The sequence below is a fragment of the Herbiconiux sp. genome (assembly GCF_023264895.1).
Lineage (GTDB): Bacteria > Actinomycetota > Actinomycetes > Actinomycetales > Microbacteriaceae > Herbiconiux.
Genome location: NZ_JAHFUY010000040.1, coordinates 24,449 through 40,056 on the forward strand (window position 1 = coordinate 24,449; position 15,608 = coordinate 40,056).

The following is a 15,608-nucleotide window of genomic DNA, read 5'->3' on the forward strand; positions in this document are numbered from 1 at the left end:
GTCAGCGGAAGCGGCGCCGGTAGATCAGGATCGCCGCGGTGTGGGCCACCACGAGGATGCCGAGGAGCCAGGCCAGGGCGATCCCGATCTCGCCGCCCACGGGCTGCCCCGCGAAGAGCGCCCGGATGGTGTCGACGATGGAGGTGACGGGCTGGTTCTCGGCGAACCAGGCCACCGGCGCCGGCATGGAGTCGGTGGGCACGAACGCGGAGCTGATGAACGGCAGGAAGATCAGCGGATAGCTGAACGCGCTCGCGCCGTCGACGCTCTTCGCCGAGAGCCCCGCGATCACGGCCACCCAGGTGAGGGCGAGCGTGAAGAGCACGAGGATGCCCGCGACGGCGAGCCACGCCGCCACGGAGGCGCTGCTCCGGAAGCCCAGGAGGAGGGCGACACCGGTCACGATCGCCACCGAGACGAGGTTGGCCGCCAGGGAGGTGAGCACGTGCGCCCAGAGCACGCTCGAGCGGGCGATCGGCATGGAGCGGAAGCGCTCCAGGATGCCGCTCTGCAGGTCGAGGAACAGCCGGTACGAGGTGTAGGCGATGCCCGACGCGATGGTGACGAGCAGGATGCCCGGCAGCAGGTAGTCGACGTACGACTCGCCGCCCCCGGTGTCGATGGCACCGCCCAGCACGAAGACGAACAGGAGCATGAGCGCGATCGGCGTGACCGCCGTGGTGAGGATGGTGTCGGGGCTCCGCAGGATGTGGCGGAGCGAGCGGCCGGTGAGCACGGCGGTGTCGCCGATGGCATGCGTGGTCATCGCTCCTCCTTCGTGAGCGCGAGGAACACGTCCTCGAGCGAGGGCTGCTTCTCGACGTACTCCACCGTGGCGGGAGGCAGCAGAGCCTTCAGCTCGGCGAGGGTGCCGTTCTGGATGACGGTGCCCTCGTGCAGGATCGCGATCCGGTCGGCCAGGTGCTCCGCCTCGTCGAGGTACTGCGTGGTGAGGAGCACCGTGGTGCCCGCGGCGGCGAGCTCGCGCACCGCCTGCCAGACCTCCAGGCGCGCCTGCGGGTCGAGGCCGGTCGTGGGCTCGTCGAGGAAGACCACGAGCGGGTCGCCGATGAGGCTCATGGCGATGTCGAGGCGCCGGCGCATGCCGCCCGAGTAGGTTCCGGCCCGGCGGGAGCCGGCCTCGGTGAGCGAGAACCGGGCGAGCAGCCCGTCGGCGACGGCACCCGGATCGTCGAGGTGCCGGAGTCGTGCCACGAGCACGAGGTTCTCCCGGCCGCTCAGCACCTCGTCGATCGCCGCGAACTGCCCGGTGAGACTGATCGACTCGCGCACCCGGGCGGGCGACGCGGCGACGTCGAAGCCGTGCACGGCGGCCGTGCCCGCATCCGCCTGCAGCAGGGTGCAGAGGATGCGCACGAGGGTGGTCTTGCCGGCTCCGTTCGAGCCGAGCAGGGCGAGGATCGTGCCCGGTTCGACCGTGAGGTCGACCCCGCGGAGCACGTGCACGTCGCCGAACGACTTGGTGAGGCCCTCGATCCGGACCGCGGCGGCGGCGGTGGCGGCTGCGGCGGTCATTCCTCCGCCTCCGTGCCTGTGATCGTGGTGCCCTCGATCGCGGCGTCGATGGCCTTGGTGAGGCGGGCGCGCTCTTTGTCGATCCAGTGCGTGCCGGAGTAGGCGGCGGCGAACTCCTCGGCGAACCCCACGGGGTCGTCGCCCACGATCTCGCGCACCGGCGTGCCGTCGACGGCGGCGCGCTCCCAGAGGTCGGCGTGGTCGCCGATCATGGTCGTGAGCGTGTCGCCGTCGGTCGTGCCGCTGTAGTACATCACGTAGCGGCCGATCGCCTTCGCGGCGTCCCGGTACGGCGCGGGCAGGGCCGCGATCCTGGCGGTGGCCTGCCGGTACTGCTTCTTCTGCTCGAGGGGCCCGGTCAGGACCTCGATCCATTTCGCTGCCATGTCACTTCTCTCCTTCGATGGTGGGCCGGCGGATCCCTTCGATCCGCTCGGTGAGGAACGTCCAGCTGCTCCAGAACTCGGCGAGATGCTCGCGCCCCGCGGCGTTCAGCGAGTAGACCTTCCGCGGCGGGCCCTTCTCCGAGGGCACCTTGCTGATGTCCACGAGGCCGCGCTGCTCGATGCGCACGAGGAGGGCGTAGATCGTGCCCTCCACGATGTCGGCGAAGCCCTGCTCGCGGAGCCTCGCGGTGATCTCGTAGCCGTAGGCCGGCTGATCGGAGAGCAGGGCGAGCACGATCCCCTCGAGGGTGCCCTTCAGCATCTCGGTCATCTGCTTGGCCATGCGGCCTCCTTGCTCTGTCCCATTCGCTACTCTGTGTCGCTGAGTACGAGTAGATAGTAACGCCGACTACCAGTAGATAGCAACACCGAATACCGCGATCACTCTCCCGGCCGGAATGCCGGGAGGGCCGGTAGACTTGCAACCCTTGTGACGATTACCGCGACGACCACCCCGATCGACGACGCGGAGGCCCTGCGGCTCCGCGCCGACTTCCCCCTCCTCGGCCGCCAGGTGCACGGCGAACCGCTCATCTACCTCGACTCGGGCGCCACCTCGCAGAAGCCCCGATCCGTGATCGACGTCGAGCGGGCCTACTACGAGGAGACCAACGCGGCCGTGCATCGCGGGGCGCACACGCTCGCCGGCGAGGCCACCGAGCTGTTCGAGGCGGCGCGCGAGCGCGTGGCCCGGTTCGTGGGCGCGCAGTCCGACGAGATCGTCTGGACCTCGAACGCCACCGAGGGCATCAACCTCATCGCCTACGGCATCTCCAACGCCTCGCTCGGCCGCGGAGGCGAGGCGGCGGAGCGGTTCCGCATCGGCCCCGGCGACGAGATCGTCACGACCGAGCTCGAGCACCACGCCAACCTCGTGCCCTGGCAGGAGCTCGCCCTCCGCACCGGAGCGACCCTGCGGGTGATCGGCCTCACCGACGACGGCCGGATCGACCTCGACGACGCGGCCGCTGTGATCGGCGAGCGCACCCGCGTGGTGGCCGTCGCCCACGTGAGCAACGTGCTCGGCGCCGTCAACCCCGTGTCGCAGCTCGTCGCGCTGGCCCGGGCCGAGGGTGCCCTCGTGGTGCTCGACGCCTGCCAGTCGGCGCCCCACCTGCCGCTCGACCTGCCCGCCCTCGAGGTCGACTTCGCCGTCTTCTCGGGCCACAAGATGCTCGCGCCCACCGGCATCGGCGTGCTCTACGGCCGCTCCGAGCTCCTGAACGCGCTGCCCCCCTTCCTCACCGGTGGGTCGATGATCACGACCGTGGGGCTCACCGAGTCGGAGTACCTGCCGGCGCCGCTGCGCTTCGAGGCCGGCACGCAGCGGGTGTCGCAGGCCATCGCGCTCGCGACCGCGATCGACTACCTCGACGCCGTGGGCATGGACCGCATCGAGGCGTGGGAGGCCGAGCTCGGCCTCCGCCTCTTCGAGGGTCTCTCGGGCGTGGAGGGCGTGCGCATCCTCGGCCCGGCCCCTGCTGCCGGGGTCGAGCGCGTGGGGCTCGCGAGCTTCGTGGTCGACGGAGTGCACGCGCACGACGTGGGCCAGTTCCTCGACGACCGCGGCATCGCCGCACGGGTGGGTCACCACTGCGCGCAGCCCGTGCACCGGCGCTTCGGCGTGACCGCCACCACGCGGGCGAGCGCCTACCTCTACAACACGACCGCCGACATCGACGCGGTGGTCGACGCCGTGGCTGGCGTGCGCAGCTTCTTCCGGGTCGCCTGATGGCCTCGCGCGAGCTCGAGACGCTCTATCAGCAGGTCATCCTCGACCACGCCAAGGAGAAGCACGGCTTCGGCCTCCGCGAGGGCTCCTCGGGGGAGTCGCACCAGGTCAACCCCACCTGCGGCGACGAGGTCACCCTGCGGGTGCACCGGTCAGCGGATGGCCGGGACCCGATCACCGTGGAGTCGATCAGCTGGGAAGGGCAGGGCTGCTCCATCTCCCAGGCCTCCGCCTCGGTGCTCGCCGACCTCGTGCACGAGCTGCCCGAGGAGGATGTCCGTGCGCGGGTCGGCGCCTTCCGTGAGCTCATGCAGTCGAAGGGATCGCTCGAGGGCGACGAGGAGCTGCTCGGCGACGCGGTCGCGCTCGGCGGGGTCTCCCGCTACGTCACGCGCATCAAGTGCGCGATGCTGCCGTGGGTGGCGCTCGAGCACGCTCTGGCGGTGCGCTGAGCCCTAGGATCGCAGCATGAGCGATCCGCAGACCGCCGAGCACCGCAGACTCGCCGAGGCGGCGGCCGACGGCTGGCGGGACTGGGGGCCCTACCTCGCGGAGCGCGCCTGGGGCACGGTGCGCGAGGACTACAGCGCCGACGGCGACGCCTGGAACTTCTTTCCCCACGACCACGCCCGCTCGCGCACCTATCGGTGGAACGAGGACGGCATGGCCGGCTTCTGCGACTCCGGTCAGAGCTGGTGCCTCGGCCTCGCGCTCTGGAACGGCGCCGACCCCATCCTCAAGGAGCGGATGTTCGGGCTCTCCGGCCCCGAGGGCAACCACGGGGAGGACGCCAAGGAGTACTGGTGGTACCTCGACGGCACCCCCACGCACTCGTTCCAGCGCTGGCGCTACCACTACCCGCAGCGGGCCTTCCCCTACGAGGAGCTCGTGGCCGAGAACGCCCGGCGCTCGAAGGACGAGCCCGAGTACGAGCTCGTCGACACCGGGATCTTCGACGACGGGCGCTACTGGGCGGTCACCGTCGACTACGCGAAGGCGGGACCGCACGACCTGCTCATGACGATCACCGTCGAGAACGCGGGGCCCGAGCAGGCGAGCATCCACCTGCTCCCCACACTGTGGCTCCGCAACACCTGGTCGTGGGGCGAGGATCCGGCGCCGAAGCCCGTCATCCGCTCGACGCGACCAGGCTCCGCGACCCTCCACCGCACGGGCGGCGACGACCTCGTGATCGAGTCCGACGGCGACGACGCCGTGCTGCTCTGCGAGAACGAGACCAACGTCGGCCGGCTGTTCGGCGAGACGGGCGGCACGCCGTATCCGAAGGACGGGATCGGCGACCACGTCGTCGGTGGGCTGCCGACCGTGAACCCCGCCGGTGAGGGCACGAAGGCCGCGCTCCACCGCGTGCTGACGGTGGAGGCCGGGGGCCGGGCGACCATGCGCATCCGGCTGCGGGGGGCGGCTGCCGCGGCGTCGCATCCGCTGCACGGTGCCCTCGACCCGGGCTTCGATGGTTTCGACGGCTTCGACGGCATCGTGGCCGAGCGGGCCAGGGAAGCCGACGAGTTCTACGCCGCCGTGCTGCCACCGGCCACGACCCCCGCCGAGGCCGTGGTGGCCCGTCAGGCGTTCGCCGGGCTCACCTGGTCGAAGCAGTTCTACCACTTCGACGTGCGGCGCTGGCTCGCGGGCGACCCCGTCTCGCCGCCCCCTCCGCCTGAGCGCCGGGGCGTCCGCAACGGGGACTGGCGGCACCTCGCGGGCCACGACGTCATCCTCATGCCCGACCCCTGGGAGTACCCGTGGTTCGCCGCCTGGGACCTCGCGTTCCACTGCGTGACCCTCGCCCACATCGATCCGGAGTTCGCCAAGCAGCAGCTCGTGCTCATCCTGCGCGAGTGGTACATGCACCCCAACGGCCAGCTCCCGGCCTACGAGTGGGACTTCGGCGACGCGAACCCGCCGATCGAGGCGTGGGCTGCGCTCCGCGTGTTCGAGATCGACGGCGGGCGCGACTTCACCTTCCTCGGCCGGGTGTTCCACAAGCTCCTGATGAACTTCACCTGGTGGACCAACAACAAGGATCACGGCGACAACAACCTGTTCGAGGGCGGCTTCATGGGCCTCGACAACATCGCGCCGCTCGACCGCTCCACGCTGCCTCCGGAGGTGGGTGTGCTCGAGCAGGCCGACTCGACGGCGTGGATGGCGACCTACGCACTGCACCTGCTCTCGATGGCCCTGCTGCTGACGAGCCACGATCCGGCCTACGAAGACGTGGCCACGAAGTTCTTCGAGCACTTCCTCGTGATCGCCGACTCCGCCAACGACGCGGGGCTCTGGGACGAGGAGGACGCGTTCTACTACGACGTGCTGCACCTCGCCGACGGCCGCACCGTGCCCATGAAGGTGCGCTCGCTCGTGGGGCTCATCCCGGTGACCGCCGCGCTCGTGTTCGACCGGGCCAGGATGGGGCGGCTCGACGAGTTCGTGCACCGCGGCCAGGTGTTCCTCGAGCGCAACCCCGGCTTCGCGCGGCTCGTGCACATCCGGGGCGACGAGGAGGGCGGCTTCCGGAGCCTCCTCGCCCTCGTGGAGCCCGAACGGCTCGAGCGCGTGCTGCACCAGGCGCTCGACCCGGCGACCATGCTCTCGCCCTACGGCATCCGGAGCATCTCGGCCTGGCATCGCGAGCACCCGCTCCGGGTGGAGGTCGACGGCGTCGAGGCGGTCGTCGACTACGAGCCGGGGGAGTCGACCTCGGGACTGTTCGGGGGCAACTCGAACTGGCGGGGCCCCGTGTGGTTCCCGCTCAACGTCATGATCATCGAGTCGCTCCGCGGCTACGACGTGAGCCTCGGCGAGGAGCACCGGATCGAGTACCCGGCCGGATCGGGGCAGACGCACACGCTCGGTCAGGTCGCCGACGACCTGTCGGCCCGGCTGCTGTCGCTGTTCGTGGGCGACCCGTCGGCGCCCGATGGAGGCCCCCGGCCCTCGGATGCGCGGTACCCGCTGCTGTCGACGGACCCGCGCTGGCGTGACGGGATCCTGTTCTACGAGTACTTCCACGGCGACACCGGTCAGGGCCTCGGAGCCTCCCACCAGACGGGGTGGACGGCGCTCGTGGCCCACCTCGTCATGACGAGGAGGACTCGGCCGCAGCCTCTTCTCGGTGCCGACGGCGGCCCGCGGCGGTCCGATCCTGGCCCTCTTCCTGGCCCTCTTCCCGGCCCTCTTCCCGGCCCCGCAGCCGATCCGGGAGCCAGCCCGGCGCGGTGAGCACCACGAGGCCGACGGCGAGCACCACGAGGCCGGTGGCCGAGAGCGCGCCGAGGCTCTCGCCGAGCACGGCGACGCCGAGGATCGTGGCGGTGAGGGGCTCGGCGAGGGTGAGGGTGGAGACGGTCGACGCGTTCAGCCGCGAAAGGCCCCAGCCGAAGAGCACGTAGGCCACGGCGGTGGTGACGACGCCGAGCCAGAGGGCCACGGCGACGCCCTCGGGGGTGCTGAGCCAGCGCGTGTCGCTCGTGAGGAGCACGGGGAGGCTGAACAGCGCCGCGGTGCCGAAGACCGCTCCCATCGAGGTCGTGGGGGACCAGCCGCGGTCGAGCAGGGCCTTCGCGGCGAGGGTGTAGACGGCATAGGAGGCTCCGGCCCCGACGGAGGCGAGGATGCCGGGGAGGCTGATGGCCGTGGCGGATGTGGCACCGGGTGCTGCACCGGAGACGCCGAGCCACTCGGCGGGGAGGCCGCTCATGAGCACGACCCCCACGGTGGCGATGACGGTCGCGAGGAGCCAGACGAGGCCGGGGAAGCGGCGGTGCAGGAGCCAGTCGAGCAGCCCCGTGAGCACGGGCGCCGAGCCGAGCGCCACGACGGTGCCGACGGCGACGCCGTTCTGGGCGGTGCCGACGAAGAAGGCGGGCTGGTAGGCGAGCACACCCAGGCCGCCGATGACGACGAGCACCCAGGAGGGCAGGCGGCCGGCGTGCGGGGCGGGAGCGGTCAGGGTTGCTCCGTGCTCGCGGCGGGCCCTGCGCTCGCGGCGCGCCCGCAGGAGGCCCGGGAGTGCGAGGGCCGCGAGCAGGCCGCCGCCGATCAGGATGCGGGCGGCGCCGATCGAGACCGACGACGCGCTCTCCGGCCCGAAGGCCTGTGCTGTGCCCGTGGTGCCGAAGCAGACGGCGGCGAGGAGCACGGCGAGCACAGGAGCCATGCCATATTGTTACACAATTTGAGATGCAGCGATCACGAGCACGGCACCGAGGGCCACCGCGGTGAGCAGCCCGAAGCCGATCGCGAGCAGGATCAGGCGCAGCCGCAACCCGCGTACGAGCAGCCGCACCTCCACCATCGCGACGTAGAGCAGGGCGATCACGACGATGCCGGCGATGGCGATCCCGCTCGAGTTCACCTGCTGCAGCGAGAACAGCAGCACGATCGAGATCGCGGCCGTGACGGCTCCCGTCACGAGCCACACGGTGCCGCTCGACGTGGTGAGGGCGGGCTGATTGCCCATCTTCGTCGGGTCGTCGTCCATGTCCGGAGTCTACGTCCCTGTTTCGGGCGTGTAACCACTTCCCAGGGGGCTTGCTTTGTGCCCCCAGGACGGGGGTAACCTTCGACAAACGTTCACGCGACAAGGGGAGCACCACGTGAAGAGAAGTCAACGCAGACTCGCAGCATTCGGGATCGGATCGGGGGTCGTTCTCGCGGCCGTCGGTGCCGGCGGGTCGGCCGCATTCGCGGTGGATCCCGCGGATCTCGAGAGCCGGGTCACGGTCGAGGGCGTGTACGCGCACCTCGAGGCCCTGCAGGCGATCGCGGATGCCAATGACGGCAACCGCGCCATCGGCACCTCGGGCTACGAGGCGAGCGGCGCCTACATCGAGGAGGTGCTGACCGCGGCGGGCTACACGCCTGAGCGCCAGGAGTTCCAGGCCACCTCGCAGTCGATCGACGAGTTCTCGATCACGCTGCTCGGCACCACGCAGAACCTCGACACGGTCGACGGCGACCGCCTGCCGATGGAGGGCACGACGGCCACGCCCGAAGCGGGCATCGTGGGCGCCGAGCTCGTGGCCCCGGCCACGGCGACGGGCTGCGACGAGGCCGAGTGGGGCGGCGTCGACGCCACCGGCAAGGTCGCCGTGGTCAGCCGCGGCATCTGCTCCTTCGCCGACAAGGATCTCGCGGCGGCCGCGGCCGGCGCGGTGGCCGTGCTCGTCTACAACAACGAGGAGGGCCCGCTCAACGGCACCCTCGGCGAGCAGCTGCCCGAGTACATCCCGGCTGTCGGGCTCACCCAGGCCGAGGGCCAGGCGGTCGTCGCCGCCCTCGCGGAGGGGCCGCAGACGGTCGATCTGCAGCTGCAGGAGACCACGACCTCGGTCGACACCTTCAACATCATCGCCGAGACCTCCACGGGCCGCACCGACAACACGGTGATGCTCGGAGCGCACCTCGACTCGGTGCCCGAGGGTGCGGGCATCAACGACAACGGCAGCGGATCGGCCGCCATCCTCGAGACCGCGGTGCAGCTGGCCGCCTCCGGCGAGCTGAACAACCAGGTGCGGTTCGCCTGGTGGGGTGCCGAGGAGGTGGGGCTCGTGGGCTCCACCCACTACGTGGAGGACCTCGCCGAGAACAACCCGGCCGAGCTCGACGAGATCGCGACCTACCTCAACTTCGACATGGTCGCCTCACCGAACTACGTGATCAGCGTCTACGACGCCGACCAGTCGACGTTCGAGGCGCCGGTCGAGGTGCCCGAGGGCTCCATCGCCACGGAGAAGGCGTTCACCGACTACTTCGACGCCGACGGTCAGCCCTGGATCGACACCGCCTTCGACGCCCGGAGCGACTACGACGCGTTCATCAGCTACGGTGTGCCGGCATCCGGACTCTTCACCGGGGCCGACGACGTCAAGACGGCCGAGCAGGTGGCGCTCTTCGGCGGCACCGAGGGGATCATCCAGGACCCGAACTACCACACGGCCGGCGACGACATCTCGAACGTCAACACCGAGGCGCTCGGGATCATGATCGGCGCGATCGCGTCGGTCACGGGATCGCTCGCCAACGACACGTCCGCCATCAACGGCGTGCTGCCGCCCGTGGTGCCGACGCCCGACCCCACGGTCACCCCGACCCCGATCCCGTCGCCGGCGCCCACCTCGGGCCCGGCGGGTGGCCCGGGCGGTGAGCTGGCCGCGACCGGTGCGAACGCGGAGGCGCTGAACCTGCTGCCGCTCGCCACGCTCGTTCTGGCCGCCGGTGTCGCCCTCGTGGCGGTGCGGATGCGCCGTCGCACGCAGGCGGTCGCCGACCAGGAGTAGGTGCAAAGTACTCAGACGAGGCGGTGGCCGCGCGAACCTAACGTGTGGGGATGAGAATTCGCATCCCCACACGATCAGGGCTCGCATCAGCGGCCGCCGCCTTCGTCGTGTCCGGTGTGGTGGCCGGCGGGCTGTTCGTGCCCGGCGCCTCGGCCGCCCCGTCCGCCTCGTCCGTCCTTGATCCGGGAGGCGCCGATCCGGGCCCTGCTCTGCTGTCGACCGGCACGGCCGAGACCGTCAACGTGATGGCACCGCTCTGGGTCGACGACTGGGCCACGGGCGGGCCGGAGTGGCGGGCGTTCACGTCGTCGCTCGCCGTGGCATCCGCCCAGGGGGTCGACGCGGTGGCCATCGACGTCTGGTGGGGAGCGGTGGAGCCCACCCGCGGGGTCTACGACTGGTCGTACTACGACAGGGCGTTCGCGGCGATCACGGGGGCGGGGCTCGATCTCGTGCCGCTCATGTCGTTCCACGAGTGCAAGAGCAACGTGGGCGACGACTGCGACATCTCGGTGCCCTCGTTCGTCTGGGAGCCCGTGAGCATCTGCGGCATCGCGGGCTGCAGCACGCCCGTGCCGGCCGAGAACCACTTCGTGAGCGAGTACGGCAACGTCAATCGCGAGGCGCCGGCGCCGTGGGGTGCGGGCGCCTCACGCACGCTGCTCCAGCAGCAGGAGTTCATGGAGGCGTTCGAGCAGCACTACGGCTCGGGTGCCACGGACTACACCGATTCGATCCAGGAGATCACGATCGGCACGGGCCCGGCCGGCGAGCTCCGCTACCCGTCCTACGCGGTGCACGACTCGAAGGTGCCGGGCAACCCGGCGGGCTACCCGAATCGCGGCACCTTCCAGAGCTACACGCCCGCCGCGGTGCGCGACTTCGCCGACTGGGCCGTGGCGCGCTACGGGTCGGTGGCCGGCGTCGGGGCCGCGTGGAGCATCCCCGGCCTCACCTACTCCGCGATCTCGCCGCCCACCGACCACGAGCGCTTCATCACCTCGGGCTCGTACCGCATGCTCGCCTACGGCCGCGACTTCACGCGCTGGTACAGCGAGAGCCTGCTCTCGCACGGCCGCGACGTCGTCGAGCGGGCCTCGGCGGCCTTCGACGAGGAGTTCGCGGGGGTCCCGCTCGGCATCAAGATCCCCGGAGTGCACTGGCAGACGATGGCCACCAGCCCCATGCAGCGCGTTCCCGAGATCGCCGCGGGGCTCGTGCACACCGACCAGGACTACGCCTCCGCGTCGACCGGGCACGGCTACGACCCGCTGCTGGCGATGGTCGACGACCTGTCGACCGGGCCCGGCGCGCACGACGTGCGGCTGCACTTCACGGCGCTCGAGATGCCCGACGGCCGGGAGTGGGACGGGGCCGATCACGCGTACTCGGACGCGGCGTCGCTCGTGGCCTGGGTGGGAGACGCGGCCCGGCGGGCGGGTGTGACGCTGAAGGGCGAGAACGCCCTCGCCGACAACCTGCGGCAGGTGGGCACGCCCTCCACGGTCGGCTGGCTGCACATCCGCGACGCCTTCTCGGGCCCCGCGCCCGCCTACAGCGGCATCACCCTGCTGCGCCTGGCCGACGTCGTGGCCCTGGGTTCCACGGGCCGCCTCGAGCTCGAGCGCTTCCTCCGCGACTTCTCCTGAGCCCCCTTTGCCCCCCTGCGGCCCCCTTGCTGCCTCCCTCTGCCGAGACGTCACTTTCCACACCACCCCGCGCGCAGAAGCGTGGAAAGTGACGTCTCGGCGGGGGCTTGGAGGGGGTCAGTAGCGGGCGAGGCCGCTGCCGACGATCACGGTGCCGAGCACGAGGAGCACGATCGTGGTCACGACGGCGCTGTTGCGGTCGATCCAGTCGTGGACCTCCTGCAGCGGGCGGCGGGTGCGCTCGGGGTCGCTCACCGCGACGATGATGGGGGCGGCCAGGGTGGAGATGCCGAGCACCACGAAGATCGCGATCGCGATCGCCGTGGGGGTGAGCGGTTCTCCGCCCGCCGCGATGGCGACGCCGGCGGCCATCGTGAGGAGCAGGTTCTTCGGCCGCAGCATGAGCACGAAGCCCACGCCGAGGCTCGGCAGCGGGCCGAGGGTGGTGACCTTGTTCATCCAGCGCTGGGTCGCTCCGGGCGGCGGGGCGTCGTCGAGGGAAGCCAGCTCGTCGAGAGGGGAGAGCGGCGACTGCGGCGACCCGGCGGCGGCCCGGCGGGCATGCCGGGCGCGCACGATCCGGATGATCGCGAGCAGCAGCAGGGCGGCGCCCAGCACGAGTTCGATGCTGCCGAACAGCGGGCTCTCGTCGGTCGATGGGGGAGGAGGCAGCAGCGAGGCGACGGCCGTGAACAGCACCGTGAGGCCGGCGAGGCCGACCACCGCGCCGATGAGATAGGCGAGGCCCGACCATCGCCCGCGGGGCGAGAGCAGGATGAGCACCATCACGACGATCGGCACCGAACTGAGCGCCACGCCGAGGGCGAGGGGCAGGATGTGTCCGATGATCGGCGCCATCCCGTCATTCTAGGAGGCGCTCGGGCGTCTCTCGCCGACGCGGCCCCCGTGCCTGTCCCGGCATGGTCGCCGCCGTCGCGGCCTCCCTGCCCGGCCTGGCACGGTCGCCGTCGCGGACTTCGCCAATCCATCCGCCGACCGGGGCCATATACGCCCCGGAGGCCGTCAGAAGTGGCGAACCCCGGGCGACCGGCCGACCTGCCGCCCGGTTGGCGGTCTGCGGCGCGCCCCGGCCTCGACGGCTGGCGCGGCGGTCTGCGCGGACTTCGCCACTTCTCACGCCATCCGGGGCCTCGTGGGCCGCGGAGGGCGGCAGGGTTGGCGAAGTCCGCGCACGGTTGCTCTCGCGGACGGCTGCGGGGGCGGTTGCGCGTGGGCGGCTCGAATAGCATGGCCGGGTGTCGCGCTCCTGGAATGACCGTGTGCTCGTGGCCGTGCTGCTCGCGCGGTTCGTGCGAGCGCGCTGGGGCTACCGCTTCCGCTCCCGCGAGCGCTTCGACGCGTGGCATGGCCGGCGGCTCGCCCGGTTCCTGAGGCGCCTCCGCGCCGTTCCCTACTACGCCTCCGACGTCCGGCCCGCGGGGGTGGACGGCTCCGAAGCCTCCCGGACCGCGCGGGTGGAGCTGAGCGATCTGCCGATCGTCGACAAGGGGGTGCTGCTCGAGCACTTCGACGGGCTGAACACCCGCGGGGTGCGGCTGGTCGACGCGCTCGGCGTGGCGCTCGAGGCCGAGCGCACGCGCGACTTCGCGCCGCTCGTGGCGGGCGACCTCACGGTGGGGCTCTCGAGCGGCACCTCCGGGCGGCGCGGGGCCTTCCTCGTGAGCCCGCGCGAGCGGATGCTGTGGGCCGGCACCGTGCTCGCCCGCGTGCTCGACCGGCGGAGCGTGGGGCAGCTGCTCCGGCCGTGGGCGCCTCCCGTGCGCATCGCGTTCTTCCTGCGGGCGGGCGGCAACCTCTACGAGTCTGTGGCGAGCTCGCGCATCCGCTTCTCGTTCCATGACCTGACCGAGCCGTTCGACTCCCACCTCGCGGCACTGGACGCCGGGGCGGCAGCCGGCGCGGGCCCGCACGTGCTCGTGGCCCCCGCCTCGGTGCTCGCCGCGCTGGCGGATCGTGCCCGCGAGGGGCGGCTGCGCATCCGGCCCCGGCTCGTGATCTCGGTGGCGGAGGTGCTCGAGCCCGAGGTGGCCGAGCGCATCCGGAGGGCGTGGGGTCGCGCTCCACGGCAGGTGTACCAGGCGACCGAGGGCCTGCTCGCCCTCACCTGCGAGCACGGCTCGCTGCACCTCAACGAGGAGTCGGTGCGCGTGGAGCGCGAGTGGCTCGACGCCGAACGCACCCGCTTCACCCCGATCGTGACCGACTTCGACCGGCGCACCCAAATCATCGCCCGCTACCGCCTCGACGACGTGCTGCGGGTCGACCCCGCGGCACCCCGCTGCCCGTGCGGCCGCGTCACCACCGTGCTCGCGGGCGTCGACGGGCGCGCGGATGCGGTGCTGCGGTTGCCGCACGCGAGCGGCCTGCGCGAGGTCGAGCTGTTCCCGGATGTCGTCCGCCAGGCCATGGCCGTCGCCTCCGAGGCGTATGCCGACTGGCGCATCCGGCAGCGGGGACTCGACCTGCACGTGTCGCTGGCGGAACCCGCGCCGGGAGCCGAGGTGCGGGTGCGCGAGCTGCTCGAACGGCTCCTGCGCTCGCACGGCGGCCGGGTCGACGTGGTGTTCGACGCGTGGGAGCCCGCCGATCCCACGGTGAAGGCGCGACGCATCGTGCGCGAACCGGCTTCGGCGTGAGCGGGCATACCGCACGGGGCATGGGCCTCGTGATGGGCTGGGCCCCATGACCGATACGACGGAGCTCCGGGTGCTGGTGACGGGGGCGTCGGGCTTCGTCGGCGGTGCACTGATGGAACGACTGCGTCGTGAGCCCGGCATGGCGCCGCTCGGCATCGGCCGTCGCGGGCTCGACGACCCCGACTACCGCTCCCTCGATCTCACGGCCCCGGATGCCACGTCCCGGCTCGCGGCGATCCGCTGGCCCGCGGGCGTCACGACCGGTCTCGAGCACGCGGGAGGGCCCGACGACCGCGGAGCCTACGACCGTGGGCCCGACCATCGCGGGGCCTACGACCGTGGGCCCGACGACCGTGGGCCTGGCGATCGAGGGCACGACGACCGTGGGCCCGACGTGATCGTGCATGCCGCCGCGCGGAGCAGCCCGTGGGGCACGCGCGCGGAGTTCGAACGAGAGAACGTGGGGGCCACGCGGGCCGTGCTCGACTACGCCGCTCGGCTGCCGCGACGGCCGCGGGTGGTGCTCGTGTCGACCGCCTCGGTGCTGTACCGCGCCCACGATCAGCTCGAGGTGCCGGATGACGCACCGGCCGGCCGCCCGTTCGTCAACCGCTACGCGGCCACGAAGCACGCCGCCGAGGAGCTCGTCCGGTCGGCAGGCGGCGACTGGGTGGTGCTGCGGCCGCGCGCGGTGTTCGGCCCGGGCGACACGACCCTGTTCCCGCGCATCGTGGAGGCGGCGCGCCGGGGACGCCTGCCGCGCCTCCGGGCCCGCGGCGGCCGGCCCGTCGTCTCCGATCTCGTGCCCGTCGAGACGCTCGCGGAGTACCTCGTGCGGGCCTGCCGCGAGCCCGCGGTGCTGGGCCGCACCCTCACGGTCACGGGCGGCGAGGCCGTGGAGCTCGAGCCGGCGGTGCGGGGCATCCTGAGCGCTGCGGGCGTGCCGTACCCCGCTCGCGAGGTGCCGAGGTCGCTCGCCCTTGCGGCGGCGACGGTCGTGGAGATGGCGTGGCGGGTCACCCGTCGGCGCACGGAGCCGCCGATCACGAGATACTCGGTCATCGTGTACGCGTACTCCAAGACCTTCGACGGCCGGGCCTGCCATGAGCTCCTCGGCCCGCCTCCGGTGACGGTGCACGGCGCCCTGGCCGCGTTCACCGCCGGGCTCGCCGGCGGAGTGGGCAGGAGCGACGGTGCCGGCCCGAGCGACGGTGCCGACCGGGGCGACGGTGCCGGCCCGAGCGGCGGAGCCGGCCCGAGCGACGGTGCCGGCCCGAGCGGCG

At 71.9% G+C, this 15,608-nt stretch carries 13 protein-coding genes; 6 read left to right on the plus strand and 7 right to left on the minus strand.

From position 1 onward, the window contains the following. Position 1: 1 nt before the first annotated feature. From Q0D57_RS09140 to Q0D57_RS09155, 4 genes are read right to left on the minus strand one after another with little or no spacing between them, the layout of a single operon-like run. Positions 2 to 766 (minus strand): ABC transporter permease, encoded by a 765-nt coding sequence (locus tag Q0D57_RS09140; protein WP_291041850.1) that lies wholly within the window; start codon positions 764 to 766, stop codon positions 2 to 4. Beyond that, a complete protein-coding gene (locus Q0D57_RS09145) occupies positions 763 to 1,536 on the minus strand; it encodes an ABC transporter ATP-binding protein (protein WP_291041853.1) in 774 nt (257 codons plus the stop codon). The genes Q0D57_RS09140 and Q0D57_RS09145 overlap by 4 nt, the downstream gene beginning before the upstream one ends. Further along, entirely contained in the window at positions 1,533 to 1,922 is a 390-nt protein-coding gene (locus tag Q0D57_RS09150; RefSeq protein WP_291041856.1) for a DUF1048 domain-containing protein, read from the minus strand. The genes Q0D57_RS09145 and Q0D57_RS09150 overlap by 4 nt, the downstream gene beginning before the upstream one ends. A 1-nt stretch (position 1,923) precedes the next feature. Next, positions 1,924 to 2,265 (minus strand): PadR family transcriptional regulator, encoded by a 342-nt coding sequence (locus Q0D57_RS09155; protein ID WP_291041860.1) that lies wholly within the window; start codon positions 2,263 to 2,265, stop codon positions 1,924 to 1,926. 147 nt (positions 2,266 to 2,412) lie between these two features. Here Q0D57_RS09155 and Q0D57_RS09160 point away from each other — a divergent pair, with 147 nt between their 5' ends. Continuing rightward, positions 2,413 to 3,714 carry a cysteine desulfurase gene (locus Q0D57_RS09160; RefSeq protein WP_291041862.1) on the plus strand — a complete coding sequence of 434 codons (1,302 nt, stop codon included), beginning with the start codon at positions 2,413 to 2,415 and terminating at the stop codon, positions 3,712 to 3,714. Further along, positions 3,714 to 4,166 carry a Fe-S cluster assembly sulfur transfer protein SufU gene (gene sufU / locus Q0D57_RS09165; RefSeq protein ID WP_291041864.1) on the plus strand — a complete coding sequence of 151 codons (453 nt, stop codon included), beginning with the start codon at positions 3,714 to 3,716 and terminating at the stop codon, positions 4,164 to 4,166. Before Q0D57_RS09160 ends, sufU begins: the two co-directional genes overlap by 1 nt. 2,651 nt (positions 4,167 to 6,817) lie before the next feature. Here the strand turns inward: sufU and Q0D57_RS09170 are convergent. Then, positions 6,818 to 7,897, minus strand: a complete 1,080-nt coding sequence (locus Q0D57_RS09170) for an EamA family transporter (RefSeq protein WP_291041874.1) — start codon at positions 7,895 to 7,897, stop codon at positions 6,818 to 6,820. Between the two features lie 9 nt (positions 7,898 to 7,906). Next, on the minus strand, positions 7,907 to 8,221 hold the full coding sequence (locus Q0D57_RS09175) for a hypothetical protein (protein WP_291041877.1): 315 nt from the start codon (positions 8,219 to 8,221) through the stop codon (positions 7,907 to 7,909). A gap of 115 nt (positions 8,222 to 8,336) precedes the next feature. Between Q0D57_RS09175 and Q0D57_RS09180 the strand changes: the two genes are divergently transcribed. Together Q0D57_RS09180 and Q0D57_RS09185 are read left to right on the plus strand one after the other, a co-directional pair. Next, positions 8,337 to 10,019 carry a M28 family peptidase gene (locus Q0D57_RS09180; protein ID WP_291041879.1) on the plus strand — a complete coding sequence of 561 codons (1,683 nt, stop codon included), beginning with the start codon at positions 8,337 to 8,339 and terminating at the stop codon, positions 10,017 to 10,019. A 50-nt stretch (positions 10,020 to 10,069) separates the two neighbouring features. Beyond that, positions 10,070 to 11,668: a family 14 glycosylhydrolase gene (locus Q0D57_RS09185; RefSeq protein WP_291041881.1), complete on the plus strand. Its 1,599-nt coding sequence runs from the start codon at positions 10,070 to 10,072 to the stop codon at positions 11,666 to 11,668. A 117-nt stretch (positions 11,669 to 11,785) separates the two neighbouring features. Here Q0D57_RS09185 and Q0D57_RS09190 read toward each other — a convergent pair whose 3' ends face one another. Continuing rightward, a complete protein-coding gene (locus Q0D57_RS09190; RefSeq protein ID WP_291041884.1) occupies positions 11,786 to 12,526 on the minus strand; it encodes a GAP family protein in 741 nt (246 codons plus the stop codon). 398 nt (positions 12,527 to 12,924) lie between these two features. Here Q0D57_RS09190 and Q0D57_RS09195 point away from each other — a divergent pair, with 398 nt between their 5' ends. Continuing rightward, complete coding sequence (locus Q0D57_RS09195; RefSeq protein WP_291041886.1) at positions 12,925 to 14,325, plus strand: F390 synthetase-related protein; 1,401 nt, start codon at positions 12,925 to 12,927, stop codon at positions 14,323 to 14,325. A gap of 46 nt (positions 14,326 to 14,371) precedes the next feature. After that, positions 14,372 to 15,608 (plus strand): NAD(P)-dependent oxidoreductase (locus Q0D57_RS09200; RefSeq protein ID WP_291041888.1); only part of this gene is annotated, 1,237 nt, incomplete at its 3' end.